This window comes from Microcoleus vaginatus HSN003, assembly GCF_022701255.1.
GTDB classification, from domain to species: Bacteria; Cyanobacteriota; Cyanobacteriia; order Cyanobacteriales; family Microcoleaceae; genus Microcoleus; species Microcoleus vaginatus_B.
Map to the genome: position 1 here is coordinate 6,557,816 of NZ_CP031705.1, position 25,418 is coordinate 6,583,233.

23 protein-coding genes are annotated in these 25,418 nt (G+C 45.1%); 16 read left to right on the forward strand and 7 right to left on the reverse strand.

Annotated features, from left to right (window positions below):
• Positions 1-7 precede the first annotated feature (7 nt).
• Positions 8-871 (reverse strand): HAD family hydrolase, encoded by an 864-nt coding sequence (locus D0A37_RS28025; protein WP_242719542.1) that lies wholly within the window; start codon positions 869-871, stop codon positions 8-10.
• A 261-nt stretch (positions 872-1,132) separates the two neighbouring features.
• Complete coding sequence (locus tag D0A37_RS28030) at positions 1,133-2,551, reverse strand: Nramp family divalent metal transporter (RefSeq protein ID WP_242719544.1); 1,419 nt, start codon at positions 2,549-2,551, stop codon at positions 1,133-1,135.
• Positions 2,552-3,314: 763 nt separating this feature from the next.
• Here D0A37_RS28030 and D0A37_RS28035 point away from each other — a divergent pair.
• From D0A37_RS28035 to D0A37_RS28060, 6 genes are all read left to right on the forward strand, one after another.
• Entirely contained in the window at positions 3,315-4,175 is an 861-nt protein-coding gene (locus D0A37_RS28035) for a formate/nitrite transporter family protein (protein ID WP_242719546.1), read from the forward strand.
• A gap of 93 nt (positions 4,176-4,268) precedes the next feature.
• The gene (locus D0A37_RS28040; protein WP_242719548.1) at positions 4,269-4,883 is read left to right on the forward strand and encodes a DUF2238 domain-containing protein; all 615 of its coding nucleotides are present in this window, start codon (positions 4,269-4,271) and stop codon (positions 4,881-4,883) included.
• A gap of 251 nt (positions 4,884-5,134) precedes the next feature.
• Positions 5,135-6,175 carry a hypothetical protein gene (locus D0A37_RS28045; protein ID WP_242719550.1) on the forward strand — a complete coding sequence of 347 codons (1,041 nt, stop codon included), beginning with the start codon at positions 5,135-5,137 and terminating at the stop codon, positions 6,173-6,175.
• 352 nt (positions 6,176-6,527) lie between these two features.
• Positions 6,528-7,367: a hypothetical protein gene (locus D0A37_RS28050; RefSeq protein ID WP_242719552.1), complete on the forward strand. Its 840-nt coding sequence runs from the start codon at positions 6,528-6,530 to the stop codon at positions 7,365-7,367.
• Positions 7,368-7,543: 176 nt separating this feature from the next.
• A complete protein-coding gene (locus D0A37_RS28055; RefSeq protein WP_242719555.1) occupies positions 7,544-8,110 on the forward strand; it encodes a DUF3611 family protein in 567 nt (188 codons plus the stop codon).
• A gap of 437 nt (positions 8,111-8,547) precedes the next feature.
• Positions 8,548-10,179, forward strand: coding sequence for an alpha-amylase family protein (locus tag D0A37_RS28060; protein WP_242719557.1), 1,632 nt, complete (start codon positions 8,548-8,550; stop codon positions 10,177-10,179).
• A gap of 23 nt (positions 10,180-10,202) precedes the next feature.
• On the opposite strand, the gene D0A37_RS28065 is transcribed toward D0A37_RS28060, so the two are convergent.
• Together D0A37_RS28065 and D0A37_RS28070 are read right to left on the reverse strand one after the other, a co-directional pair.
• Positions 10,203-11,168 carry an S-layer homology domain-containing protein gene (locus D0A37_RS28065; protein WP_242719559.1) on the reverse strand — a complete coding sequence of 322 codons (966 nt, stop codon included), beginning with the start codon at positions 11,166-11,168 and terminating at the stop codon, positions 10,203-10,205.
• 49 nt (positions 11,169-11,217) lie between these two features.
• A complete protein-coding gene (locus D0A37_RS28070; RefSeq protein WP_242719561.1) occupies positions 11,218-12,138 on the reverse strand; it encodes a DUF2382 domain-containing protein in 921 nt (306 codons plus the stop codon).
• A gap of 493 nt (positions 12,139-12,631) precedes the next feature.
• Here D0A37_RS28070 and D0A37_RS28075 point away from each other — a divergent pair, with 493 nt between their 5' ends.
• From D0A37_RS28075 to D0A37_RS28105, 8 genes are all read left to right on the forward strand, one after another.
• On the forward strand, positions 12,632-13,243 hold the full coding sequence (locus D0A37_RS28075; protein ID WP_242719563.1) for a hypothetical protein: 612 nt from the start codon (positions 12,632-12,634) through the stop codon (positions 13,241-13,243).
• 155 nt (positions 13,244-13,398) lie between these two features.
• Complete coding sequence (locus tag D0A37_RS28080) at positions 13,399-13,950, forward strand: SH3 domain-containing protein (protein ID WP_242719566.1); 552 nt, start codon at positions 13,399-13,401, stop codon at positions 13,948-13,950.
• Between the two features lie 14 nt (positions 13,951-13,964).
• The gene (locus tag D0A37_RS28085) at positions 13,965-15,089 is read left to right on the forward strand and encodes an EcsC family protein (RefSeq protein WP_242719568.1); all 1,125 of its coding nucleotides are present in this window, start codon (positions 13,965-13,967) and stop codon (positions 15,087-15,089) included.
• A gap of 170 nt (positions 15,090-15,259) precedes the next feature.
• On the forward strand, positions 15,260-16,270 hold the full coding sequence (locus tag D0A37_RS28090) for a mechanosensitive ion channel family protein (protein ID WP_242719570.1): 1,011 nt from the start codon (positions 15,260-15,262) through the stop codon (positions 16,268-16,270).
• Positions 16,267-17,592: a DUF2254 domain-containing protein gene (locus D0A37_RS28095; protein ID WP_242719572.1), complete on the forward strand. Its 1,326-nt coding sequence runs from the start codon at positions 16,267-16,269 to the stop codon at positions 17,590-17,592. The genes D0A37_RS28090 and D0A37_RS28095 overlap by 4 nt, the downstream gene beginning before the upstream one ends.
• A 17-nt stretch (positions 17,593-17,609) precedes the next feature.
• Positions 17,610-18,362 carry a hypothetical protein gene (locus D0A37_RS28100; protein WP_242719574.1) on the forward strand — a complete coding sequence of 251 codons (753 nt, stop codon included), beginning with the start codon at positions 17,610-17,612 and terminating at the stop codon, positions 18,360-18,362.
• A 150-nt stretch (positions 18,363-18,512) separates the two neighbouring features.
• On the forward strand, positions 18,513-18,698 hold the full coding sequence (locus D0A37_RS29645; RefSeq protein WP_445242567.1) for a hypothetical protein: 186 nt from the start codon (positions 18,513-18,515) through the stop codon (positions 18,696-18,698).
• 403 nt (positions 18,699-19,101) lie between these two features.
• A complete protein-coding gene (locus D0A37_RS28105) occupies positions 19,102-19,587 on the forward strand; it encodes a ZIP family metal transporter (protein WP_242719576.1) in 486 nt (161 codons plus the stop codon).
• A gap of 22 nt (positions 19,588-19,609) precedes the next feature.
• Here D0A37_RS28105 and D0A37_RS28110 read toward each other — a convergent pair whose 3' ends face one another.
• The gene (locus D0A37_RS28110; protein ID WP_242719578.1) at positions 19,610-19,747 is read right to left on the reverse strand and encodes a hypothetical protein; all 138 of its coding nucleotides are present in this window, start codon (positions 19,745-19,747) and stop codon (positions 19,610-19,612) included.
• A gap of 278 nt (positions 19,748-20,025) precedes the next feature.
• Positions 20,026-20,148, reverse strand: coding sequence for a hypothetical protein (locus D0A37_RS29255; protein WP_278187127.1), 123 nt, complete (start codon positions 20,146-20,148; stop codon positions 20,026-20,028).
• Between the two features lie 182 nt (positions 20,149-20,330).
• Between D0A37_RS29255 and D0A37_RS28115 the strand changes: the two genes are divergently transcribed.
• Both D0A37_RS28115 and D0A37_RS28120 read left to right on the forward strand, forming a co-directional pair.
• Positions 20,331-22,784 (forward strand): bifunctional serine/threonine-protein kinase/ABC transporter substrate-binding protein, encoded by a 2,454-nt coding sequence (locus D0A37_RS28115; protein ID WP_242719580.1) that lies wholly within the window; start codon positions 20,331-20,333, stop codon positions 22,782-22,784.
• Positions 22,785-23,181: 397 nt separating this feature from the next.
• Complete coding sequence (locus D0A37_RS28120) at positions 23,182-23,901, forward strand: PHP domain-containing protein (RefSeq protein WP_242719582.1); 720 nt, start codon at positions 23,182-23,184, stop codon at positions 23,899-23,901.
• Between the two features lie 348 nt (positions 23,902-24,249).
• On the opposite strand, the gene D0A37_RS28125 is transcribed toward D0A37_RS28120, so the two are convergent.
• A complete protein-coding gene (locus tag D0A37_RS28125) occupies positions 24,250-25,416 on the reverse strand; it encodes a CO2 hydration protein (protein ID WP_242719584.1) in 1,167 nt (388 codons plus the stop codon).
• Positions 25,417-25,418 lie beyond the last annotated feature (2 nt).

Here is a 25,418-nt window from a genome sequence, read left to right on the forward strand (position 1 = left end):
ATCCTCTCTATTCACCAACACTTAACTGTAGCAGGGAGATTTTTTTGGCTAAACTTTCTACAGCGAGAGTGAGCGATCGCATCAATTCCGAATCCTCACTGTATTCTGCGGAAGCCAAATTTATCAGGCGCTGACTTTGGCTAATTTCTATTTCCTGACTCCAATCTTGTGGGGTACTATCTTTATAAACCCCAATCGTTATTCCCTGTTGTTCATTTAAAAGCGAAAAACAAGGAATATCTGATGCCCCATCACCCACATAAATGACTTGCGTTAGCGGGATACGCAATTCTTCCGCCGCAACATCCCGATAAACAAATGTCTGGCTATCGTCTTTTGCAGCGTTGTCAACGCCTTTGGCAAGTTGGAACAAATAGCGAGTTTTTTCTGTGTGAGTTACAATTTTTTTGAGAAACTCAATCCCGCCGTCTTTACCATAATGGAACTCGCAACCCCACATCGCCTTAAACTTGGGGGCGATGCAATTATTACGGGCAATTTCCACCATACCGCAGCTAATTAGATAAAATTCAACTTCCACTTTGGGGTTGATTGCATAAGCGCTTTGACGTAGGCGATCGAACATTTCCGAAGCGCCATCAAAGGGCGCTAAATTTTTTCCAAAATTTGCTAGATATTCCTGGGTTATTTTGTTCCCTTGACGCTTAGATTCCTCGATAATTGCGTAAAATCTGGCTAGAATTTTGTCCCAACCGCTATCGATTAAAGGTTGAATTCGCTGGCGACGAAACGTAAGCGGCTCAATATTGAGGCTTTCTAACAGACTATCGACGGTATCCGGGACAAGGGTATCGTCGAAGTCAAACACGACGGCGATATAGTTAGATAAAGGTTTGGTTGCGAGAGTCATAACAATTTGAAAGTGAAGGTTAACTAACAAAAGTAATTTGATAGTTGCGATTTTCCCATTTTTGGGAAATAGTCCAGAAAAAAGTAAAGTAAAGCGGAGATGTTTGATTGTGCTCGATTGCAATATCTAAAAATTCTATTCCGAGTGCAGTTGAGGAGGAGTTTGTATCTGTAACAGTTTGCCAGTTATGGCTAGACCAATGTAACTATTATTGCGAAATTCTGGCACGTTCACCTCCTAGCGCCACTATAAAAACCCTGTTTAACTTCCTCCTCCACTCGTTCCAATTATCCCGGTCAGTTGTAAAAGATAGATAACTGCAAAGCAGGCAAAAAAGAGCCCTGCAAGTACCGTTCCACCCCAGATAAACTTCGAGGGTCGCAATTCCTTGGGCAGCATTCGATGATTCACATAAAGCGTTAATCCAGTCACAATGGGAATGTGAGCTGCTTCAATGCCTCCAGCCATTTGTAACAAGGAAACGGGTTTGCCGAAAATCAGATAAATCGCAATGGGTAACGCAGTTAAAAGCACTATAATATAAAATCGCTGCAAAAATTTTTCATTCGTCCAACGACCCTGCACGCCAAATCCTTGCAGTAAAATTTGCGTGCCATCGGCAAACATCCGCCCAAAGCCATCTTGGACTGAAAGCGTGGTGCTACAAAAAGTAATAAAAACAATTGCCACCATAAACCAAAAGCCAAAGGGCCCCCAAAGGTCGCCTAGCAAACTACCCAAAATTTCGGCTACTTGTTGTTCTTTTGGCACTAATCCTTGGGGACGCAACAACTCGCCACCGAGAATCAAAAAAGCGAGTGCCGCTAACAGCGCACCCACGACTGCTAAGGTATTGGATAAACTCATTAAAGTCACCCAACCCTGCAACCTTTTTACTTGTTCGTGGCCGATTTGATTAAAATCAAGGGGTTGTTCTTGTTTGAGGGAAGCAGCACCGTATCCTCTGGCTTCCACCCAATAGGAATACCACATCAATCCCGCTGCCCCTGCTAGCATAAAACCCAGCCAAGGTAGGATTTCTTGATATTGCACGTTTTGGGGAATTTGAGGCACTAGGCCGGCTGCGAATTGTCGAAGGTTGGGAAAGACAAAAATCGCCGCCGCAACCACTGCCAACGTGCGGCCGATGCCGATAATTGAGGAAATTTTTTCAACAACTTCATACTGCCCCATGAACACAATTGCTGCCGTCACAGCGATAATAATCACCGTCCAAAGTTTAACAGTTCCTCCTGTTACTAGAATCAGTGCTGTAGCAGCGGCACCTGCAAGTCCGGCAACGGTGGAAATTGCTACTACCACCTGCGGCAATAAAATCAGCCAAATCGTCCAATTTTTCGGCCCAGGAATTTGCTTAAAACCTTCTAAAATCGTTGCGCCCGTACAAACCGAAAACCGCCCGACTTCGTTGTTGATAAACCACTTGAGGATAACAGCCGCTAGCAGCGCCCACAACAGCGAGTAGCCGTAAAGTGCTGCAATTCGAGGTGTAAATAGTAACTCACCAGAACCAGCAGCCGACAGCATCCATAAAAAACTCGGCCCCAACCATTTAAAGCGATCCCAACCCTCTGGCGGCTGCGGGATTTGTTGACTGGTATTTTCACGCTGCTGGTTAGTTATTTGTGCCGAAGAACTGCGATCGCTATTTATATTCATTGTTATTACTAGATTAGTAACTCGTCAACACGGATCGATTTACCCACGATTTATGGTGAGGTTGAAATTGTGGATTTTCATATTCCGGTGCTTCACAGCTTGTTAAAACGACGCTTGCTGGCGGCTTTTACCCAAAGTCCGATTAAACCAAAGACAACTGCGATCCCCAGCAAAAATGTTAGATTGAACTGAATGCCGGAGCCACTTGCATGATTGTGCCAAGGTAAAACTCACAGCAGGTCTTGGTCAATTGCAAATGAGCGTACGCGCAAAGCCAAAAAAACTGCTGCTAGTCCCAAAAAAACGGCAATTTCCACCACGAATGCGATCGCACTCCGGCTTGACTAGGTTCTCAAGTTTGAGAGAGGAATTTTCCTTCCCAATTACAGCAAACGAACCACCTAGAAGCATCCACAATCGCATTCGTGGTTGAATTTTTGAATGGGTCAGCTTTTCTTGTACTCAAGGAATTAATTTTGTACAAAGATACCTCCTAATACTGCCACTCTTAAATTTTCACCCTACACCCCTGTATGGAACGATTGTGCAAAATTAAAGCAAATAGCCAAATATCTTACTTAAGATATATTGCTTTTACATTCAATTTTAAAATTACCAAACTTAAGATAGATGCTGCACGGCTATTTTTTCTATAGTGAGACTTTTTAGAAAAACCCAAAGCTCATTCTCAGGCTAGGCGCGTCGCTATTTTTTAGTTTGTATCCTGAGAACTACGAAGTTCATATAATTTAACAAGAGCGAGATGACACAAAATTGCGATCGAGCAAGCCAAGCAATAGAATTGCTGGGTCAACAAAAGTTGGAACTAAGCGATCGCGATCGTGAACAGATCATTGAGCGCATCCGTCCCACTGCCTTAATCATTCACGAAACGATTAGGATTGAGGGTGAAAGTGAGTTGTTCCGTCCAGTTTCAGCCCTAGCTTGGTCTGGATTAGCCGCAGGACTATCTATGGGATTTTCCCTGGTGGCTCAAGGTGTACTCCAAGCAAATTTACCCCAGCAATCTTGGAGTTCCATCATTGTCAGCCTTGGGTACAGTATCGGCTTTGTCATTGTGGTGATGGGGCGTCAGCAGTTGTTCACTGAAAATACCCTGACAGTCATTCTGCCTTTGTTAAGCGATCGCAGACGCAAAGTTTTTATGCGAGTGCTGCGATTATGGGGAATCGTGTTAGCAAGCAATTTGTTAGGTGCATTCATATTTGCCTCAATAGTTGCACAGGCTGGAGTCTTCCCGCCTGAAATTCAAACAGCGTTTGGCGAAATAGGTTTAAGAGTTATCAAGGGAGGATTTTGGATAACTTTATTGCGGGCAATCTTTGCTGGTTGGTTAATTGCTTTAATGGTTTGGCTTCTACCCGCCGCTGAGTCTTCCCAACTGTGGGTAATTGTTATCATCACTTCCCTGGTTGGGCTAGGTGAATTTCCTCATATTATTGCCGGATCGGTGGAAGTTTTCTATGCAGTGGCAATTAAAGCTGTTTCCTGGCCAGAATATTTTGGCAAATTCATGATACCTACCCTAATTGGTAATATTTTAGGCGGAGTTACCTTAGTCGCCGCCTTAAACCATGCCCAAGTTGCTCAAGAAGACCTCTAGAAAGTAAACTCAAATAAACCACATAAAGGGCATAGAAAACCCCGATTTTTCTAAGAAGTCGGGGATGTGTGATCTTAAGATAGAAGGAGAGGGATGATGACTACAAACTGGCGTGGCTATCGAGTTGCAGCTTGGGTAGGACAGGCGTTATTAACAATAGCAGTAATAGCTGCTCTGAGTCAGGGAAAATGGCAAAATGCCTTGGGGTTAGCCTTATTCTTAGTAGCACCCCTGGCGTTTGTGGTGAGCGACAATCACTTGCCAACGCTGTTTGATTTCCTGTTTGTGCTGGCTGCCTTACTCAACGCCGGAGGCTGGGTTTTGGGACTGTTTTACCAACCGGGACTTTATGATGAAATTGTTCATGCTTTCACGACTTTTGCCGTGACTTTAGCATTGAGTTTTTTAGCATACAGTTCAATGCTGACTATTTTTCGCAACCATAAAATGCTGTACTTGCTAACAATAACCAGTTTTGGGATTGCGATTGGTGCTTTGTGGGAAATTGCCGAATGGACGGCTGGTATTGTTCTCTCAACCGAAGTGATTGAGAGCCTGAATGATACGATTATTGATTTGATTATGGATAGTTTGGGAGCTGCAATAGCTGCCCTAACTAGCTTATGGACGTTGCAAGAATGGATGCGCCCCAGTGCGGGTGTTGGGAATCAAGCATCTATCGCCAATAGTCCGACCGATCGCACTTAACTCCAAGCAATATCATAATTTTTTCCTCAATCATCTTCCATTAGATAGATATTTTCTTATTGCCTCCGACAGATAGCAAGCTCTGGAGATTTGAGGTTAAATAGAAAGAGAGACAACATTTTGAAAGAATGTAGAACACAGACAATCGACCTTTAGCAAAAGTCAACTTTTAATAATTGAAATTTTCACATCATTAATTGAAATTTTCACATTAGTGCAAGAGGTTGGTTGTTGCGATTTAGGAGGATTTTATGAAAATAAAATCATTTTCAACGGCAATTGGACTGGTTCTGTTGGGTTCAACCCTTTATTTACCGGAAATTGCCCAAGCTAGTCCCAAACCCTCTATCCAAGTAGCTCAACGAAGAGTAGTCGGCTCGGATATCGACAGTTTTACCGCGTATCCAGTACAGCGATTAGATCCGGGAACTGAACTCTTTTTCGTGCTGCGAGGAGCCCCCTATTCTAGAGCTACCTTGACTATCCCAAATGCAGTGCAAAATCTGCCGATGCGGGAGGTTCAACCGGGAGTTTACGAGGCAAGCTACATGATTCGCGAGGGCGATCGAATTTCCGAAAATACAGTTGTACGGGCAAATTTGCAACAAGGCGATCGCATCAGTAGCACCCGCTTGCAACAACCTCTAGTTGCTGGTTATAGCAATGGCCGCTTTCAATCTTTGTCTATTAACCGCTTCAGTGCTCGATCCGTACAGCAGTTAGATCCCGGAACCACGCTCAACTTCAAATTGCTCGGCACTCCCAACGCTACAGCTAATTTCTCCATTGAAGGAGTTGCTTATAACATCCCCATGCGGGAAGAATCCAACGGCGTTTACACAGGGGAATATACGATCCGCAGCCAAGATAATTTCCCCCCTGCGGGAGCGGCGGTTACTGCTAGTTTGCAGTCAGGAAATCAAGTTATTCGTTCCCGTTTAGATCGAGAACTAATTGCTGGCGATGATGGCAGTTCCAAAACTGCCGAAATCCCGCTAGAAATTATCACTCCCAAAGAAAATGCTCGCGTCAGCGGGACTGTTGAAGTGGAAGGACGCAGCGCGCCAAATGCGACAGTTAATGTCAACGTTCAGGCTACCTCTTCTGTGGCAGGTTTGTTTGGATTTGAACGAAATATCCTCGAACGCACAATTCGGGCGGATGAACAAGGTAAATTCAGCTTTGCTTTTAAGCCGACCATTTCTCTACCAGGAACCCGATACGAGGTGAATCTCAGTTCTAGTAGAGGCGAGCGCACCAGCGAAGAAACTTTGGTACTGTTTCAAAATTGAGCACCGACTCGCCACTATTTGCCCGCGCAAAATCTGGCAAACCTGACTAAATTTGAAATATTCCATCAGGAGATATCTATGTATCAACTAAATCGCTGGAAAAAAACGCCAGGGATATTACAAATCATCTCTGGAAGTTTATTAATCGCGCTGCCAACCGTTCCTCTTGTGGCAAGGGATGCTAGCAGTTTCCATAGAGGAAACCAGTAACTTTGATGGCAATCAAGGAGTTTTAAGAATTCAACCTAACGGTCAAGTGTTTTTGAATTAGGCTATAAAAAGACCCGGTTTTTAACACAAATTCTGTAGCTTCATCAACAAAATAAACAGCAAAAATCAAGGAGACTTTTCAATGGTTAATAATCGTTTAAACAATTCCACTCACAAGCTCTCGAATGCTAAGGGAGGAGCGATCGCACTCGCACTAGCAGCTCTCCTGCTTCCGGCTTGTTCTAGCCCACAGCGGCAAGCAACGGCACCTGCACCTGCACCTGCACCAACCGGTTCGCTTCCCACGACAACCGAGAATGTGGTTGATAACACCGCACAACTGCTTGGCAAAACTGTGACCATCCGAAGCGAACCCGTCAAAAAATTGGGGCCATCGAGCTTTACAGTTAGCGAGCAGGAGTTTTTTGGCAGCGAATCGATTTTGGTTGTCAATGCCACCGGCAAGCCTTTTGTGCTGCCGGCTGAATCAGATCAAGAAGTTCAAGTAACGGGAACAGTTCGCAATTTTGTCCTTGCAGATATTGAGCGCGAGTACAAATTAGGCTTAGAGTCAAACTTGTACGCCGAGTTCGAAAATAAACCTGCGATTGTTGCACAATCGATGGCGCTAGCCCCCACACCGGGGGAACTCACCTCAAACCCCCAAAAATACTACGGCAAGACACTGGCGGTGAGTGGTGAAGTCGAAAGCCTCAGAAGTCCAAACTCGTTCACCTTGGATGAAGAGAAATTAATTGGCGGACAAGACTTGTTAGTGATACACACAGTTCCACAACCAAGCGTGCGAGAAGGTGAGAAGGTTGCCGTAACCGGTGTGCTGCGTTCGTTTGTCCTCGCTGAACTTGAGCGGGACTACGATCTGCAATGGGATTTGACCTTGAAGCAGAAGCTAGAAGCCGAGTATACCAACAAACCTGTGCTAGTTGCTACAGGGGTATATCCCTCAGCCATTCCTAAGTAACCAATAGACCTCTGTCATAACTCCGTTAATGGCAGGCAGGATGCCTGCCCTTAACGGAGTTTTCTGGAGAAGTCTAATAGCTAATCACAAGGCGATCGCGATCGCTCGGAAGACAAGCAGAACCTATTTCTTACCTCGTTTATTTTGATGCTCAATTCAGCAATAAGGTGGATATAATGAATCAACCAGAATCCTTGCCACAACCGCTGACCCAAAGCGAATTTGTCGCCACTTTTCGCTTGTTTAGTCGATTTAGCTTCTGGATACAGTTATTCTTGGGTGCTGTTTCCGGCATTGTTTTATTATTTGCTATGTTGGGTCGCAACATGGGCGAACAAACCAATAATGCAGGTATTGGTTTCGGGGTAGTTTTAGCTATAATTGGCCTGTTATTGCTGGGCTTTAGAATATTTTGGGATTTTCGCTATAGGCTGTTAGGCAGACTTTTGCACGCCGAAAATTCCCAGGTATATCCCAGCAAAGAACATATTACTCACACCTTACGGATTGGATTAATTTCTAGTTTGGTGGGGGTATTAATCGCCTTTGTCGCTTCTGAAGAAACAGTTGCTGTAGTGCTAGCGAAAACTCTTAGTCAACCCCAAGCGCTCGCAGCTTATACGCCAGAAAATGTGATTCGTTCCCTAGATATTTTTGTGACGATGGCAAACGTCAATCTGATTGGCGCTCACTTTTTTGGAGCTGTTACTTCTCTTGGGTTACTCAATTGGGTAGAAGAGTAGTGGGCAGCATTGGCGATCGCTAAAGGCAAACACAACTCCTATGCCGTCAGCACTTACAAGCGCTGGCAGATTTAACTAATGTTTATGCTGGTGCACTGTCTTGGCGAAAGAGAGCGAAGGCAGTGCAGCTACAAGCTAAACAAATTGGCTATTTGGATGAACATCGAATCGGAAATTCCTAGCGATCGCTCCTGCTAATGATAGTCAGCCGGATCGACCGTTTTTTATTTGAAAAAACGTAATTTATTTATTATCTTGATAGATATTTCATTAACCTTTATATTGAGAGATATATTTTTAATTGGGACAAACAGAACTTAGGCTCATATTCCGAAAGATGAGCTATATCGGTGGCATTCAGCTTCCTAAATAGCCCTGTGACCCAATTTCTGAACACAGCCAAGTTACACAGTTTCTTTATTAGGAAATTTACTGCAATGAAAGACCTCTGGTATAAAAACGCAATTGTCTACTCCCTCGATGTTGAAACTTTCATGGACTCCGACGGCGATGGTGTCGGCGACTTTCAGGGACTTATCAACCGCCTAGACTATTTATCCGCGCTAGGAATTACTTGTTTGTGGTTGCTGCCGTTTTATCCTTCCCCTAACCGGGACAATGGTTATGACGTGATGGATTACTACAACATTGATCCGAGACTGGGAACCCTGGGAGATTTTGTCGAGTTCATGCACCAAGCAAAGGAACGAGGAATTCGCGTGCTGATCGATCTGGTAGTAAATCATACGTCCAATCAGCATCCTTGGTTTGTTGCATCCAAAAGCGATAAAAACTCCAAGTATCGCAATTACTACGTGTGGTCAGAAAATCCACCCAAAACAGATCCAGAAGTGCTGGTGTTTCCCGATGCCGAGGACAGTATTTGGGAGTACGACGAACAAGCAAACGCTTACTATTTGCATCACTTCTATAAAGAACAGCCAGATTTGAATATTTCCAATCCGGCGGTACGAGAAGAAATCTGCAAAATTATGGGTTTCTGGCTAGAACTGGGCGTGTCTGGATTTCGCATTGATGCTGTTCCCTATTTAATTAAAGGAATTGGCATCGAAGGTGCAGACCCCGAAAACCTGCGAGGTTTCTTGGAAGACATGAGAGAGTTTGTGTCATCGCGTCAGGGTGATGCAGTGTTGCTGGCAGAAGCAAATGTCGATGCCGATAAAATTTCTATCTACTTTGCTAAGGGCGACAGAATGCACATCCTGTTCAACTTTTTGCTGAACCAGCATCTGTTTTTGGCCTTGGCGCGTCAAGAATCCACAGCATTGCGCGATGGACTAAAAATGTTACCGGATATTCCTGATATTTGTCAGTGGCTTAATTTTGTGCGCCACCATGATGAACTGACGCTAGACCGCATTACTTCATCGGAACGAGAGGAAATTTTTGCAGAATTTGCCCCTGAGAAAACGATGCAAATTTTCGGGCGCGGGATTCGTCGTCGCTTACCACCGATGATGGGAGGATCTCGCCGCCGGATTGAACTGGTCTACAGCTTGCTTTTCACTCTGCCTGGTACACCGATGCTGCGCTATGGCGAAGAAATTGGCATGGGCGATGACCTTTCGCTGGAAGGTCGAGGTAGCGTCCGCACGGTGATGCAATGGTCAGATGCAGCCAATGGTGGCTTCTCGACGGCTGCAACTGATGCCCTTGCCAGACCTGCGATCGCCAAGGGAGAATACGGTTACAAACAAGTCAATGTCGTCGCAGCGCAGCGCGATCCTGCCTCATTAATTAACTGGATGGAACGTGCAATTGCCATCCGCAAGCAATGTCCTGAGTTGGGTAGAGGCAAGTGGCACATTCTCGAAACCGACTCTCCCTCGGTTTTAGCCCACTGCTGCGAGTGGCAAGGCAGGACGGTGATTGCTGTCCACAATCTAGCCGACAAACCTTGTACCGCTACGCTGAAATCTCCCGAATACACCCCTCTGTTCGATTTATTTGGCGATCGCCTCTATGAATCTCTCGGTGCCGACTCGGCCTCTATTCCTTTAGAAGCCTACGGTTATCGCTGGTTTCGAGTCAATCGAATCCTGGGGTAAAAAAGTTAATTTTGAGGGAAGAACTAGCGACGTGGACTGTTAGGAATGTACTTAGCAGCTTCCTTGTCTGGAAGCGGTTCTATCTGACCTTGATTGACCAAAGCTTGATGAATTAGGGCAGTAGCACTACCCCGACTGAGCAACTCGTTGGGATTAAGAACTCTGGGATCTGGATAGTTGACCACTATCTTTGCCTTTGTAGCTGCTGCCACTGGCTCAACGGCCTCTTTAGGAATTTTCCCGGCATCTTTATAGTACGACTTGAGAAAATCTAATGCCGAATTTTTACCAGGGGCAGTTGCAGCTTTTGTCGTTGTTGGCGGAACAGTCTTAGCCGATTTAGGTGCGGGCGCAGCCGCAGGCTGCAGCCTGGCCACTACAGGTAATAACGGCTGCATCAAAACAGTCGCTGCGAAGGGAAATGCCAAACGGTTCCGGGACTTTCGACGTTGATTTACTGGAGTTTGCCTTGCTGGAGTTGCAGCAGCTTGATCAGTTTTGACAACAGGGGGATTGTAATCCATATTTAAGCCCCTCATTAACACAACTAATGCTTGTGCCTTAGTCAAGGGCTGCTTCGGACGAAACTCATTTCCGGGAAAATCATTCATAAATCCCGCTTCATAAGCTTCTTGAATCGGAGTTTCTGCCCAGTAGTTTTTAGGCACATCCTTAAAGTAACTTCCACTCGGTATCTTTCTAATGCTGGCTCGGTTAAAAGCTTGGCGGATCATCGCCGAAAATTCATCCCGATCCACAGCCTGTTTGGGTCTAAAAGTTCCGTTTACATATCCGGTAACAATGTCTTTTTCAGCTAAGGACTGAATAAACGGACGCGCCCAGTAATTCTGCGGTACATCAGGAAATTTTGATTTAGCTTGTTGAGCAGCAACTTCCTGGGAACTTAGCACAAAACCAGTGCCACTGACACTAACGGCTAAAGCTAAAAAGGCTACGCTGATTGACGGTAAATGCCTGCGATTAGACATGAGAAATCTCCTCCTAATTTTTGCATTTTTAACGAGATTATTTGCTGACTTAGAGCGGATTACGTTTTTTTCTATCCGCTTCCCATTCTGTTTTTACATCTAACTCTTCGCGACGTACTGTGTCTGTTGCCTCAACCGTATCGTGCTCAACTTCTTTTCTGACTTGCACTTCCTCGCGCACGAACGCCTGCTTTTGGATATTCACACTTTCTTCGTAGATATCCAAATGTGCCATTTCTTCTTGCTTGAAGGCGGTATCTGGAGTTACTCGACTCCCTGCATATTCGGGAGTTGTGTGCTCAATCACAACTCGCTCGTTTTCTACAGGAAGTTGCAGTTTTACCGTTTTGGTTTCAACTTGTTTGCCAATTATTACCTCGCCTGTTTTGCGACGGGTTTTATCTGCAACTAATCGTTCTTCGTACAGTTTGAGTTTTTGATGATCCTGTTCGTTCATCTGATACAATTCGGGCTCTCGCTCGTAAGTGTAGGTATCCCGGTCATAAGCAGCATTACGAGCTTGAGGCGAGACAGAATGCGTTCTAGAAACTGGAACAGGCCCTTCTAAAGGTAATGATGCTTCTACTGGTACAGACGCTTCTACTGTTGAAGTACGATAAATACCCCGCACTTGTTCTTCATAATCGTAATCAACTGCCGTCCCATGCTCATACCTGGGTAGTTTTTCCACTTGGTCTTTACTCTGCAAACCTGTAGCGTAAACGCGCCGCCCCTTAAAATCAACGCGACAAAGAGCGATGGGAAGTAAAACTTTTTTGCCAAAAATCCAAGAACCAGTCTCTACCACAAAATAGCGGAAACGTCCTGTCTCATCTACCAGCACAGTATCGATCGTGCCCATTTTATCATCGCTATTTCCGGCATACACATCCGCCCCTTTGATATCGTCGTCATCAAAAGCTGCTTGGCGGTAGTTGGGATTAAAATCCTCAATTTTGTAAAGTAACATTGTTGTTTCCTGTACTATCTACATCAACTTGTGTACCTACTTTAGATAGATATCAGCTCTAATACTTCCTTCTTATGAATGATTCAGCAAATTGAAAATCATCAAGATAGCGATATTTTTTTATATTTTTCTATCTTTAGGTAGATGAATTTAGATTTCCTGTACTCAAGGGGATAAATTTATCTAATCATTCGTAGGTTGGGTGGAGCCAACCTACAACGTTTCTGCCACCAACTCTCACAAGGATTTATTAGGTTTTATGATCACCTTAACTAGGGGATCTCCTACAAAATTAAGCGCATCTCTAAACGACGAGCTGCTGGTTTTTTTTTTAAGGAGATTTCGATTTAATGAGCGAAATTACTACTTTTGATATTTAAAATTTTTAAGTTAAAAATATTATGCCCATCGGTAGATATTCTGGTAATGATGATTAAGTAAAATTAAATTACCTTCAAGAAAAAAAATGACGTAACGCAGGGGTTAATCTTTTATGACTCATCCAGATCGATCGGGCAGTCCACTCACTGATCCTACAATCGTCAATCCGCTGGTGGATTACCACGACCAAGTGAGGTGGGGGCCAATTTTGGCAGGAATTGCGATCGCTCTGGGTACTCAACTGGCTTTAAGCGCTTTGGCAATGGCGATCGGATTAAGCGCCGGTGCAACAGGGGCGGATGCAGGTTCCGTTGGTTTTGGGGTAGTAATTTGGTCGATTATCAGTTTGCTGATTTCCCTATTTTTAGGTGGTTGGGTGATGGCTCAAAGCTGCGGCCCTATGACCAAGAAAACAGCACTTTTGAATGCAGCAATTCTTTGGGGAGCTACATTAGCACTTAGTGCTTGGTTATTAGGAAGCGGGATATCGGGTGCCGTTGGCGCTGCCGCTGCTAATGCTGGAGAAATTGCCAATCAAGTACAACAACAGGGTGGCGTTAATATACCGAATCAAGCGCCGAATGTAAACCCAAATCAAGTTCGCGATATAGCTGGTGATACAGCTAAAGCTGCTTGGTCATTTCTAGTTGGCTCTTTGCTGGGTTTGGCAGCGGCAATGGGTGGTGGTGCTGTTGGCGCTCGCAAACCTCGCGTTTATGCTTGATTAGCGATGATAAAACCAGAAAATTCAACAAGCACAGCAGCGAGTCGAATGATTTTATACCATTGTGATGATGATTCATCCTTTCTTGGAGAAGATGAACGAGCTAAAAACCTTTTTTAAGGTTTTGGCATAGAGATTGAAAAGGAGATAAAGCGATGCAAGAGCAAAGGATATGGCAAAAATATACAAGGTTAACAACTTCGATGTTGTTAACGGCAACGGTTTTAGTTGCTCCCTCCTTCGCCGCTAATACAAATAAAACACAGATTCAAGGTGAATCTTTACTAGCGCAATTACCAGATAGCTGTCGCCAGGTTATTGCGAGGAATGGTCTTAATGTTCGGCGACAACCGACGGCTAACAGCGAAGCGGTTGGCATCATCGGTTCCGCGCGAAATGTGACGATTCAAAGTCTTGGTGAGAATGGCTGGGTACCAATTACAGCCCCCATACAAGGCTACGTATATGGTGGTTTTCTCGGAGCGTGTGAAGTCGCAACTCCGCCGCCTCCTACTAACTGCCGCCAAGTTGCAGCCCAAACAGGAATTAATGTGCATCAAGCACCTTCCACTGATGGGGAAAGCGTTGGAGTCGTCGCGAATGGACGAAGAGTGACGATTGAAAGTGTAGGAACGGATGGTTGGGTGCCGATTACAGTGCCTCTGAGAGGCTACGTCCAAGCTGAAAACCTGGCATATTGTAGTTAATTGAAAAAACAGTGATGGATGATCACCAATCAAACCCAAAAAAAGAAACTAATTCACAGCAAAAGTCTGGTTGGTTAAATTTCATTGCCGAGACAACAGAATCTGCACTGAAAGCAGGCAAAGCGGTTGTTGACACAGCAGTTGATTTGGGGGAAGCTGCTGCTAAACAAACTTATCGATTGATTGGACAAGCGACGCAAGGAACCGGAGATGCGGTAACTTATGTTGGCACTCTTCCCTTTGTTAAACAAGTGGCAGGGGTACTCAGGCTTGATTGGTTAGTTGGGGTCAGCGATCGCATCGACTTAGCCAAAGCCGAAGCTCAAGTCAAGGAACTCCAACAAAAGTATCCCAATGAAGATCCCAGCGCAATTGCCCATCGCATTATGGTGGAAAAAGCGATCCAAGCGGGTGGTGTCGGATTTGCTAGCAGCATTTTACCCGGTGTCGCGGCTGCACTGCTGGCGATCGATTTAGCCGCAACTACTGCGATTCAAACCGAAATGGTTTATGAAATTGCCGCCGCCTATGGGATGGATTTGCAAGAGCCAGCCCGAAGAGGCGAGGTTTTGGCAATTTTTGGGTTAGCGCTAGGCGGTAGCAACGCCATGAGAGCTGGTTTGGGCTTTTTACGCAACGTACCGCTGGCTGGCGCGATGATTGGTGCGAGTACGAATGCGACGATGCTGTACGCGCTGGGATATGCGGCGCGCCAGTTTTACGAAGCCAAACTGAGGGAAGATACTGAAGAACCTGGAACCGAAACGCTGCAAGCGATCCAGCAACAAAGCGAGAAATATCTTGATGTGGCGATCGCCCAGCAAGCGGGCATGGATCAAATTATGGTTCACATGATTTTGGCTAGTTATCCCAACAAAAACTGGGAAGATATTCTGCCAGAATTGAAGGCATTGCAATTAAATGCCGATTCTCTCAAAAGGATTGCTGCTAACATCAAGTCTCCCAAACCATTGGGTGCATTGTTAGAGCAACTTAACCCCGACTTTGCAGTACCGCTATTAGCTCAATGCCGTCGCATTGCCGACAATAGCGGAGAGGTTTCCGAAGCAGAACAGAGGGTGCTGGATGCGATAGCACAAAAACTCAACGGTCAAGATGTGGTTGCGATATCCACTTGAAAAAAATTGTTGGTGCGTTAGCTTTCTGCCTAACTCACCATCCCCAATATTTACTGGGGCTGTGTAAGTCCTAAATTAGCCTCACCTTACAGTAATCTACTGCCTTAAGATAGAGTGGGACATGGCTAATTTTAATACTATCAATAACAACTGATGCAAGAGGAAGTTTTATGACAGCAGAAATATCCGGAGTCTGGGACAAGATTGAGAGCATGATCAATGGCTTCATTGTCCTGCTGCCTAATATGATACTAGCGTTCATTGTTTTTGCAATCTTTTTCTTTGTTGGGAGGTCAATTAAGAGATTGGTCAGGCGGGTTACCCGCAACCACCGCCAATCCCGGAATTTGGGACTGGTGTTGGGAAGGTTAGCGCAGGGTATTACTGTTCTGGTTGGTCTGTTTATTGCCTTGTCGATTGTAATTCCCACATTTAAAGCAGGCGATTTGGTGCAACTGCTGGGAATTAGCGGGGTAGCGATTGGTTTTGCCTTTCGCGATATCTTACAAAACTTCCTAGCTGGTATCCTAATTCTTTTGACGGAACCGTTCCAAATCGATGACCAGATTGTGTTTAAAAACTTTGAGGGAACGGTAGAAAGTATTGAAACTCGCGCTACAACAATCCGAACCTATGATGGTCGCCGGATTGTAATTCCCAATGCCGAATTGTTCACCAATTCTGTTATGGTGAATACCGCCTTTGATAAACGGCGGATGGAATATGACGTTGGTATCGGCTACGGCGATGATATTGACCTAGCCAAGCAGTTAATGATGGAAGCCATGCACAATGTGGATGAGGTTTTGAATGACCCTGCTCCTGACGTGCTGCTGATGGAACTTGCAGGAAGTAGTGTCAATATCCGCGCTCGATGGTGGATTGCTCCGCCGCGACGAATGGACGATCTGCGATCGCGGGACAAGGTGCTGTCTGCGATTAAAGAAAAGCTTACTGCCAACGGCATCGACTTGCCCTTTCCTACGCAGCAAATTTTGTTTCACGACCAAACCGAAGAGACGGATGGCGATCGCAAACGTCAACGCGAAGGATGGCCCGTTGGTAATGGTGAAGTTCCTAAACCCCGCAGCATCAGCGGTTCTCTGCAAAAACTAATTGAAGTGCGATCGCAACAAGACGGCAACGGCAACGGACAATCTTCACGCCACCCCAACTCATGAAAAATGTCAAGTTAAGCAAAATTTGGGACTCGCTGCACTCTAGCTACTGGTTTATCCCAACGTTGATGGCGCTGGGGTCGATGATTTTAGCGATCGCAATGCTGACACTTGACCGCACGGGTAATATACCAGACTGGAGGTGGATTTACACGGGTGGAGCCGATGGTGCGCGAGCGGTTCTTTCATCGGTTGCCAGTTCAATGGTCAGCGTTGTTGCTACAGCTTTTTCCATTACTATTGTGGCGCTTCAGTTGGCGAGTTCAAATTTTGGCCCCCGATTGCTGCGTAATTTTATGCAGGATACGGGCAATCAAATCGTGCTTGGCACTTTCATTGGCACGTTTATTTACTGTTTACTCGTACTGCGAACCATTCATTCAGAAGGAGATGGATACACTCTCTTTGTACCCCAACTCTCGGTTACAGTTGGTACCGGATTGGCAATTGCCAGTATCGGGGTACTGATTTACTTTATCCATCACGCATCAACCATTATTCAAGCGTCCCATGTAATTACTCAGGTTAGTGGGGATTTAGACAAAGCTCTAGATCGTCTGTTTCCCGGAAAAATCGGAGGAGGTAAAGCGAACAACTCGCGACAAGTGGGAGAAATTCCTGCAAATTTTGACTCGGAAGCAAGTCCAATCAAAGCCACTGGCGAGGGTTATTTGCAAGCAATCGATGACGACGAATTAATGAAAATTGCCCGTCAGTCTAATACGCTTGTACGTCTTACAACTCGACCGGGAAAGTTTATCGTCAAGGGCAGCGATGTAGCGATGGTTTCCCCGGAAAAAGGGGTGAATCAAAGCCTGAAACAACAGATTAACGATGCTTTTATTCTGGGCAAAGAACGGACTGAATATCAAGATGTAGAATTTCCAATCGATCAGTTAGTTGAAATTGCCTTGCGTGCGATTTCTCCTGCTATCAACGATCCATTTACTGCGATTCGGTGTATCGATCGACTCAGCGCCGGATTATCCCGCCTCGCTCAAAGGGATTTTCCCTCGCCCTATCGCTACGACGATGAACAGAATTTGCGCGTCATTGTTGAAGGAGTGACCTTTGAAGGGTTAGTCGATGCTGCCTTTAACCAAATTCGCCAGTACAGTAAATCAGATGTGGCGGTAACAATTCGCTTATTGGAAGCTATAGCTTGCATCGCCACTTACACCCGCAATTCCAAACAACGAAAAGCTTTACGCCGTCAGGCGGAGATGATTTTAAATACGAGCCGCGAAGAAATCTCTCCGGAGCAAGACCAGAAAGATGTCCAAGAGAAGTATTACCAAGTCATTAAAGCTTTAGGCGAGGATTAATTTGCTTGAACATAATTATGGTAATAACAGCAGCTTTACGCCCTGCTCCTAATACTTTAGCTTTAACCGCGCTGATTGCCATTGGTTTAGCGCTGACACATTTATTTTGCGGCAAGTTGCGGTTTGCTCCTATTCCTCGCAATGGCTGGCTTTCAGCAGCAAGTGGGGTTTCGGTAGCTTATGTTTTTGTGCATATTTTACCGGAATTAAATCTGCACCAAGTGGTATTAGAACAAGTAGAAGCAGGAGCTATTTCCTATCTAGAACACCACGTTTATTTAATAGCTTTGTTAGGATTGACTGTATTTTACGGCCTGGAGCAAATGGCAAATTTATCTCGTCAGCGGGGCGAAGAGGATGTGACCAGTCTTGGTGTTTTTTGGTTGCACATTGCCTCTTTTTCAATTTACAACGCTCTGATTGGCTATCTGCTGGTGCATCGGGAACAACTGGGCATTACCAATCTGCTGTTGTTTTCTTGTGCAATGGCACTGCACTTTGCAGTGAACGACTCTGGTTTGCGGGAACACCACAAGCATATTTATGACCGCATCGGACGCTGGATACTAGCAGCAGCTATTATTGTGGGGTGGGTGTTGGGTAGCGCTACTGAAATTGGAAAAACTGCGATCGCAGTTTTATTTGCTTTTTTAGCCGGAGGAATTGTTCTCAACGTCCTCAAAGAAGAATTGCCAGAGGAACGAGAAAGTCGGTTTTGGGCATTTGCTCTTGGTGCGGGAATTTACACGGCTCTTTTATTGGCTTTGTAGAGGAATCAAAGGAAGCCAAAACATTCGAGCTGAAAACCATTAGAAGGAGCCAATCTTTCTTTCAGACGCCGTTTAAAATTACCGGGATAGTTTTTCCGAACACTGGTAGCAAATGCGACGGTATTAACAGTCTTAGCTTTAGTCAAGTTTCTGAGTGGTCAACGTTTATTATTCGCATCCCTTGCTGCCAGTTCATTCTTAATTTATCTAGACATCCAACACAGCACAAACGAATTCAAAATACGGGTGATTTCTCACATGATTGCAGCAACGATTGGTTGGTTCACTTATCTAATTGTTGGACCAGGATATCCGTCAATCGATTTTAGATTTTAGATTAAAGAATTGAAGCATTGACCCCACGGATAAATTCGGGGGGCAAGTTTCATCGGATACAGGCTTTTTATTTCTCCACGGATGAATCCGGGGGCTTGTATCCTGGATGCTTTCGGTCAGCGCAGACGGCGATAAGGAGCAAAGATCGTTATTATTATTGATTGAATAATGCTAGTTAAAAAAATTAGCCCTCTATTTCCTTAGAAGCCTACCGCTATCGCTGGTTTCGAGTCAATCGCATCCTGGGGTAAAAGTTTTAATGTTGATGGGAACATTAGCGACTCTAACTATGAGGAATTTACTTAGCAGATTAGGTAAACAACCCGGTTTCTGGTCCCCATCCGTAAGTCCTATATATAATTTTTAGGCGGGCAGAAAAAATTTTTCCTTTGAGGTGCGACTGATGTTTCCAGTGTGGTTGCAGGCAGGATTTTGGGGTTTAGTGGGGGGTTCGGCGCTGCTACTGGGAGCGGCGGTGGGTTACTTTGTGAGCATTCCTCAGCGGGCGATCGCGACAATTATGGCTTTTGGCGCTGGTGTGCTGATTTCAGCGCTATCCTTTGAGCTGATCGATGAAGCTTACAAGCGCGGCGGTTTCGACTCGACGGCGATCGGCTTTTTGGGGGGCGCTGCTGTCTACACAGCCGCCAATTGGTTTTTGGGTCAACAGGGAGCAAAACACCGCAAGCGATCGGGCAATTTGCACCCAGCTAAAACAGAGTCAGGCGATGGCGGATTAGCCATCGCCCTCGGCGCGCTGTTAGACAGGATACCGGAGTCGATCGTCGTTGGTGTCAGCATGATTTCTGGAGGCGCTGTCAGTTGGGTGACTGTAGCGGCAATTTTTCTCTCCCACATTCCCGAAGGCCTCTCTAGCGCCGCCGGATGAAAAAAGCAGGGAGATCGATCGGTTAAGTTTTTGGAGTTTGGGGCGCGATCGCAGTTATTTCCGGTATCGCAGCATTGTTAGGATATACGCTTTTTAGCCACTTTTCTGGGGAAATAATCGCTGCAACTACCGCCGTAGCATCGGGCGGTATTTTAGCCATGATTTCAGATACCATGATTCCCGAAGCCTTCGAGGAAACTCACGATTTTGCCGGATTAATTACTGTCGGCGGGTTTCTGGTTGCTTTTGTACTCAGCAAGTTAGGGGAAACTTAATTAGTCAGCAGTCATCAGTCATTAGCCATCAGTTTGCTGTAGAGTGTGTCATATTAACCGTAATTTTTGTAGGGTTCAAGGTTTTACTCGAATAACAAGTACAGCATATTCGAGTACGACCTTGAAAGGGTTCGCGCCCGATCTTCAGTACAAATCCGAGATCCTATAAACCCGCCCCGGCAGACTTGCAATATTCGATCGCCCGAATGAAATTTCGCTGGCTGACACCCCGGGCTAACTTGTTAAAGCGAGTTCGATCGATTGCCCATTTTTGATATAATATCACCCTGCATCTGGCAGCGAAAAAGCTTGTAGAGCAGTTTTCAAGTCAGTTAGGTACTCGCCGAGCGATTGCCAATTACTAATTATCAATTACTAATTACCGATTGCTAGACATCCCTCACCTAATTCAGGCTTGTTACGATCGACATTAAAAACCACAAATTGTCAATAAATTTTGGAAAATTTATGTGTCTAGAACGAGGGCATATATTGCACGGAATGCACGGAAACTACAGAATTATAGAACAGTTGGGAGAAGGAGGATTTGCGAGAACCTACAAGGCTGCAAAACTAAAAAAAACCAGAAATCCTCTGTGCGTCGTTAAGGAAATTCCTTTGCCGATCGCGAACGATCCGCGCGTCTTGGAAAGGGCACGCAGCCGCTTTGAAATGGAAGCTAGAGCTTTAGAAATACTCGGGACACACTCGCAGATTCCCGAATTGTTCGATCGCTTTGAAAACAACAAGAATTTTTACTTAGTTCAAGAATACATTAAAGGATATCCGCTCAGTAGAGAACTCACTCGTGGCAACCAGTGGACGGAGAAAAAAACCGTTGCTTTTTTGCGGGAAGTTCTGGAAATATTAGAAATTGTCCACGACGCAAATATTGTCCACCGCGACATTAAACCTGCTAACTTAATCCGGCGAAAAAAAGATAGAAAAATTGTTTTAATTGATTTTGGAGCGGTCAAAGAAATCAGCAGGTTTACTGCTAACGCTACAGGTGATATATTCACATCGCAGGCGATCGGCACCCGATTTTATATGCCAGCCGAACAATCCGATACGCGGTTGCCACCGCAACCTTACAACGACATTTACGCGCTCGGAATTACCGCCATTCAAGCTTTCACCGGGCGAAGTCCCAACGAGTTCCTCAGCGATCCCGTAACTTGCGATCTCGTTTGGCATTACTCTACACACGATCGACCGGCGGTACAAGTTAGCGACGGTTTCAGAGATATTTTAACTGGGATGGTGCGCTTGCATTTTACACACCGCTACCAATCTGTCGCTCAGATTTTGAGCGCTTTAGACTCGCTCGAACAGCCCGAATCTCCCGAAGGCGACAACACTGGGCTTCGCCGACTGTTGTTAGCTTGTGCGGGAATTGCTACAGCAGTGTCGATCGTACTTTTAAACCCCAGAATTCCCCCGCTAATCCCGATAACTTCAACGCAACCAACGCAGGCTGAACCCTCCCCAATTTCACCGCCACCAACACAGCCTGCACCCTCCGCAGATGGTGTAAGTTCTGGCGAAAAACTTCTAGTGCAAACCTCTGCCCTTTGGTCAAAACAAAGAGGAATTAGCGAATTTGCAGACTCAAATTATCCAGAAGCTTTTAAATTGCTCAAACAGTCATGGAGGGAAGATCGCAGAGATCCGGAAACTTTAATTTACATAAACAATGCCCTGCTGGAAGCGAGCGGTGCAGAGTATTATACCATCGCCATTGTTGTTCCCATCCGCAGAAATCAAGACGGTAGCATCGCCAACGCCAACTTAGCCGAAGAACTGCTGCGCGGCATTGCTCAAGCTCAAACCGAAGTTAATTTAAGTCTCATCTCCAATGAGAGCAAGCGAGATTTTCCCGGTCAAGGATTTCTCCAACCAAAAGCTATTAACGGAAAAGGTCTTAAAGTCATCATTGCTGATGACGGAAACATTAAATCCTACGCAGTTCAAAGAGCAAATTACCTAGTCGAGCAGCCAGATATTCTGGCACTCATCGGACATTATACGAGCGACATGACTGTGGAAACAGTAGATATTTACAATCGCCATAAATTAGTCGCCCTTTCTCCGGGAAGCACCACAGAAGAACTGACCCGAAAACCCCGAAAATTTTTCTTTCGGACGGCTCCGACAACTAGCGTAGAAGCTGAAGGCTTAGTAAATCAATTGCTGAGCGTAGGGCGAAAAAAAGTAGCAGTTTTTTACAATCCAGACAGTCCGTTTAGCTATTCTTTGTGGGAACAATTTACCGAGCAATTTGAAGCCAAAGGAGGTAAAACTTATAGACTCAGAAATTATGAGAACTTATCCAAAAATGATTTCAACGCAGAAGCAGCGATCAAAGAAGTTGAGAAAGCCGGAATAAAAGCCATAGCACTCTTTCCAGACGGTCAAGTAACTAATTCCGTAGAAAATGCGATCGAAATGATAAAAACTAACGGCGATCGCAATTGGATTGTCGGGCCCTGGACTCTGTACGAGCCGAGAACGCTAGAAGTAGCAAAAGAGCTAAAGTCTATTGAAAAACTGGGAATATCTCTGTTTTGGCATCCGCTAGCAAGCTTTGACAAAAAATTTCCTGTAAACGCGGAAAAATTGTGGGGAGGCCCGGTGAATACTCGATCGGCCTTAACCTACGATGCCGCCCGGACGCTGATTAAAGCCCTAGAAATGCAGCCAGAACCCAGCCGCGAAGGAATGCAAAAAACTTTAGCCGATCCCAACTTTAAAGCCGAAGGAGCCACGGGTATAATTGAGTTTGACTCGAAGACTGGCAATCGGAAAAATCCTCCCAAACGAGTAGCGCATATTGTACCCTGTTCTACAGCAATATATGGCGTTACCTTTGTGCCGATCGAATTTCCCACCGCCGCAGATGCAGGTTTAAAGTGCGATTGAATTGATATCTTGTGGCCTTGTCCACAAACCTTTCAATGGCGGGCAGGATGCCCACCCCACAAAAAAATTTACTCTTTGTGGAACAGGCCGGAAAGCGTTTTTAAGAATGATGCAATATGTGGGAGTAATTGATATCTTGTGCCATTGTCAACCAACCGTCCGGGAAGAGTTTTAGCAAATATAATTGCCTAAAATCAATAATCTCATAAACCCGCCCCCACCCGACGATAAAATTCTGGGTAAAGAATTGTGCAAGATGTGCGAGTGAATTGATATCTTGTGCCGAACCCAACAATCCGCCCGATGTTTCAATCCTACAGCCGACTATTGCCACAGGTGCAACATATCAATTTATTAGATATATTAAACAAAGCTAGTTTTTTCTATAATAACGTTTATGGCTGTCAATTTCGCTTCCCCAACAAGTTCTAGTCTCAAACCAGAAGCCCAGAATATCTCAGCACTCAAACAAGTCTTTCAGACAATTGATGCCGATAGCTGTCCGGGTTCCTATAACTTTCATATGCACACAGTCTACTCCGACGGGCGATTGCAGCCAGAGAAATTGATGGAACAAGCCATAGCCGGAGGTCTCAAAGGCTTCGCTATCACCGACCACCACAGCACCCAAGGCTACGTTAAAGCTCAACTTTGGCTGGATAATTGGAAATTAAACCATCCCGACAAAAATAGCGAAGCACCTAGTCTCTGGACAGGCGCTGAAATTAATGCCGAATTGCTCAACAATGAGGTACACATTCTCGGTTACGCCTTTGATCCGCAACATCCCAGTCTCAAACTATACCTACGAGGTAAAAGTACAGAAGGCACTTATGGTTATTCAGCAGCCAAGGTAATTGAAGCTATTCATGAAGCAGGAGGTTTAGCAGTTCTCGCACATCCTTGTCGGTATCGATCGACTGCAGATAAACTAATCCCAGAAGCAGCCCGTTTAGGCATTGACGGTGTAGAAACCTACTATGCTTACGCTAATCCCAATCCTTGGAAACCCAGTCCCATACAAACTGCTTTAGTCAAAGATTTAGCAGAAACGTATGGTTTGCTGGGAACTTGCGGCACGGACTCTCACGGCCTGAGTCTTCTAGTCCGAATATAGAGAGTTCGGAAATAAGAAGTGCTTTATCCTGTCATTACCAGTCTAAGCGTTAGCGGATATATCTCTTATGAAAGCAATCACAATGACCCGAAAACAAACAGTTTATCAGGTCATATTATGTCCGCTAAAATGACCCCTATAAAATTGTTTGGTAGTGAGGACTTCAGTCCTCATAAAAGTTTGAGGACTGAAGTTTTCACTACTTGCCTTATAACGGCTATTTGACGGGACGTGATATCCTTTCGATCGCCAGGATGAGCTTTCGCACTCCAAAAGAAAGCAATTGCCAAAGCAGGTAATATTGTTGTAACTCCGAGAGACCTTGCACCCTCAAAACCAGTCGCCCTTCTACCGTTCGGGGAACAACTGACAGGCCCGGTTAGTTGGCTGATTTGCCCAATCCAAGCGAGAAGTCCCAAATCGATCCATCCAACCTTCCAAATAAGCTCGATTAGCCTTTTTTTCCTCTGGATCGGAGGTATTCATTGGATGAGGTGCTAAACCCAAAATAGTCGCCGTCGTCACGCAAAACATCGACTTTTGAAAACTCTGACAAATTTGCACCCGCACATCGTCTTCACCGCGACAGCTAGTGCGATAAACTTCGTGCAAATACTCCGGCAAATAATGCCGCATATCTTGCATCAATTGAGTGGGCGGAATCCCTGCACCTCCAATTGGTAAAGGGTCAGCAAACAAAGCACCGTAGGTAAAATCTCTTTGTTCTTCGGGGATTTGATGGGCTTGAGCGTTGTAGGAAACTGTGCCAAAAAAAGCTGTGCCCCGAAAGAAAATAGACTCTACATAAGGCACTGCTACATCTGGTAAAAATGTCAACTTAGCCGAGGCCGGAATGATATCGTAGACTTGACCGTGAATCTTGACGCTGTAGGTAATTGGTAAACTGGCGGCGCTAACCAAACCTGCTAAGACAAAATCAACTACGTCCGCGATCGACTTAATTTTACCGGCTTCGTAAGAATCAGATAAATCAATAAACAAATCGCTCATTACCCGCCAAAACTGACCGAGACCGGTGTAATAAGCCAGCATCCGCACTTGTTCCGGCAAAAAATCAGGAAATGCTTTATGGAGTCCCTGCATGAAAAAATTGCCTTTCAGCTTAGCCGCGATCGCCTTTTCGGCCAAACTACTAAATTCCGGGGAATCCAAATAACTATCCAAACCGCCGCCGCCGTGCCAAAGCATTGTTTTCATGCAATACTCAGCATACTCAAAATTAATCCTGTCGTGCCACAAATAGCGAATTAATTTGGGCAGAGTCACATCTCCATTGAAATATTTAAAAAACGGGAAAAGCACTAAAAACTGTTCTTCGGCAATATAATTTAGATTGCGAGAATAGGCATCTAAAACAATACCATAACTTTTCAGCACGCCGACAACTTCAACTACATTTTCCGTAGATTCAGGCAGTAAAGCTTTGCCTGATTCCAAGAGGTCAATGTATGCGGCTAGGGGATGGGCAGACGGTTTTAATACGGTACTTTTCATCT

What these genes read in the sequence shown, in the direction of transcription:
- D0A37_RS28025 (WP_242719542.1), bottom strand. Translation starts at nt 871, where the DNA reads ATGACTCTCGCAACCAAACCTTTATCTAACTATATCGCCGTCGTGTTT.
- D0A37_RS28030 (WP_242719544.1), bottom strand. Translation starts at nt 2,551, where the DNA reads ATGAATATAAATAGCGATCGCAGTTCTTCGGCACAAATAACTAACCAG.
- D0A37_RS28035 (WP_242719546.1), top strand. Translation starts at nt 3,315, where the DNA reads ATGACACAAAATTGCGATCGAGCAAGCCAAGCAATAGAATTGCTGGGT.
- D0A37_RS28040 (WP_242719548.1), top strand. Translation starts at nt 4,269, where the DNA reads ATGATGACTACAAACTGGCGTGGCTATCGAGTTGCAGCTTGGGTAGGA.
- D0A37_RS28045 (WP_242719550.1), top strand. Translation starts at nt 5,135, where the DNA reads ATGAAAATAAAATCATTTTCAACGGCAATTGGACTGGTTCTGTTGGGT.
- D0A37_RS28050 (WP_242719552.1), top strand. Translation starts at nt 6,528, where the DNA reads ATGGTTAATAATCGTTTAAACAATTCCACTCACAAGCTCTCGAATGCT.
- D0A37_RS28055 (WP_242719555.1), top strand. Translation starts at nt 7,544, where the DNA reads ATGAATCAACCAGAATCCTTGCCACAACCGCTGACCCAAAGCGAATTT.
- D0A37_RS28060 (WP_242719557.1), top strand. Translation starts at nt 8,548, where the DNA reads ATGAAAGACCTCTGGTATAAAAACGCAATTGTCTACTCCCTCGATGTT.
- D0A37_RS28065 (WP_242719559.1), bottom strand. Translation starts at nt 11,168, where the DNA reads ATGTCTAATCGCAGGCATTTACCGTCAATCAGCGTAGCCTTTTTAGCT.
- D0A37_RS28070 (WP_242719561.1), bottom strand. Translation starts at nt 12,138, where the DNA reads ATGTTACTTTACAAAATTGAGGATTTTAATCCCAACTACCGCCAAGCA.
- D0A37_RS28075 (WP_242719563.1), top strand. Translation starts at nt 12,632, where the DNA reads ATGACTCATCCAGATCGATCGGGCAGTCCACTCACTGATCCTACAATC.
- D0A37_RS28080 (WP_242719566.1), top strand. Translation starts at nt 13,399, where the DNA reads ATGCAAGAGCAAAGGATATGGCAAAAATATACAAGGTTAACAACTTCG.
- D0A37_RS28085 (WP_242719568.1), top strand. Translation starts at nt 13,965, where the DNA reads ATGGATGATCACCAATCAAACCCAAAAAAAGAAACTAATTCACAGCAA.
- D0A37_RS28090 (WP_242719570.1), top strand. Translation starts at nt 15,260, where the DNA reads ATGACAGCAGAAATATCCGGAGTCTGGGACAAGATTGAGAGCATGATC.
- D0A37_RS28095 (WP_242719572.1), top strand. Translation starts at nt 16,267, where the DNA reads ATGAAAAATGTCAAGTTAAGCAAAATTTGGGACTCGCTGCACTCTAGC.
- D0A37_RS28100 (WP_242719574.1), top strand. Translation starts at nt 17,610, where the DNA reads ATGGTAATAACAGCAGCTTTACGCCCTGCTCCTAATACTTTAGCTTTA.
- D0A37_RS28105 (WP_242719576.1), top strand. Translation starts at nt 19,102, where the DNA reads ATGTTTCCAGTGTGGTTGCAGGCAGGATTTTGGGGTTTAGTGGGGGGT.
- D0A37_RS28110 (WP_242719578.1), bottom strand. Translation starts at nt 19,747, where the DNA reads ATGGCTAAAATACCGCCCGATGCTACGGCGGTAGTTGCAGCGATTATT.
- D0A37_RS28115 (WP_242719580.1), top strand. Translation starts at nt 20,331, where the DNA reads ATGTGTCTAGAACGAGGGCATATATTGCACGGAATGCACGGAAACTAC.
- D0A37_RS28120 (WP_242719582.1), top strand. Translation starts at nt 23,182, where the DNA reads ATGGCTGTCAATTTCGCTTCCCCAACAAGTTCTAGTCTCAAACCAGAA.
- D0A37_RS28125 (WP_242719584.1), bottom strand. Translation starts at nt 25,416, where the DNA reads ATGAAAAGTACCGTATTAAAACCGTCTGCCCATCCCCTAGCCGCATAC.